At 66.9% G+C, this 1,023-nt stretch carries 1 protein-coding gene; it reads left to right on the top strand.

Features of this window, described 5'->3' with window-relative positions:
- The coding region (locus tag BDW27_RS27035) for an AMP-binding protein (protein WP_158543618.1) at positions 1-1,023 on the top strand (1,023 nt) is incomplete at both ends.

Below are 1,023 nucleotides of genomic sequence, written 5' to 3'. Positions count from 1 at the left end.
CCTGCACCGGGTGTTCGAGGAGTGTGCGGCGTCGGTTCCGGACGCTGTGGCGTTGGTGTTCGGGGATGAGCGGGTCTCCTATGGGGAGTTGAACGCTCGGGCGAACCGGTTGGCCCGGTATCTGGTGGGTGAGGGGCTGTGCCCGGGTGAGTTGGTGGGGGTGTATCTGCCTCGGGGGCCGGAGATGGTGGTGGCGTTGTTGGCCGTGTTGAAGGCCGGTGCGGGTTACACGTTGCTGGATCCGGCCTTTCCCACCGCGCGGTTGGAATCGGTGATCGCCTCGGCCGGAATCACCACCGTGCTCTCGGGCACGGGCGAGGGCGAGGGTGGCACGGGGTCGAACGCCGGTCACCGCGCTGCGGCCTTCGGAGCCGAGGGCGAAACGGCGAGCCCGGGTTCCGGTGGACTGGACCTCGCCGCCCTGTCAGGTGTCGGGGTGCTGTCGGTGGACGCGCCCGGTGTCGCCGCGTGTGAGAGCGGTGATCTTGGTGTGGAGGTGGGGTCGGGTGATGTGGCGTGTGTGATGTTCACGTCGGGTTCCTCGGGTGTGCCCAAGGGTGTGGTGACGTCTCATCGGGGTGTGGTGGGGACGTTGCTGGGTCAGGAGTATGTGGACTTCGGTCCTGATCAGGTGTGGTTGCAGTGTTCGCCGGTCTCGTGGGACGCGTTCGCGCTGGAGCTCTACGGTGCGTTGTTGTTCGGTGGTCGGTGTGTGTTGCAGCCGGGGCAGCGCCCGCGGTTCGACGCGATCGCTGATCTGGTGGTGGAGCACCGGGTGACGAGTCTGCAGATGTCCGCGGGGTTGTTCAACGTGATGTTGGACGAGCGTCCCGAGGTGTTCGACGTGGTGCGGGTGGCGATGACGGCGGGTGAGGCGGCGTCGGTGGCGCATGTGTCGCGGGCGCTGTCGGAGCATCCCGGGGTTCGTGTGGTGAACGGTTATGGTCCGGCGGAGAACATGGGGTTCTCGACGAGTTTCGAGGTGTCCTCGGTCGAACCCGGACAACGCTCGGTACCCGTCGG

It is taken from the genome of Nocardiopsis sp. L17-MgMaSL7 (assembly GCF_003182025.1).
Classification (GTDB): Bacteria; Actinomycetota; Actinomycetes; order Streptosporangiales; family Streptosporangiaceae; genus Nocardiopsis; species Nocardiopsis prasina.
The sequence above is the reverse complement of the archived record's forward strand: the minus strand, read 5'-3'. Positions and strand labels throughout refer to the sequence as shown.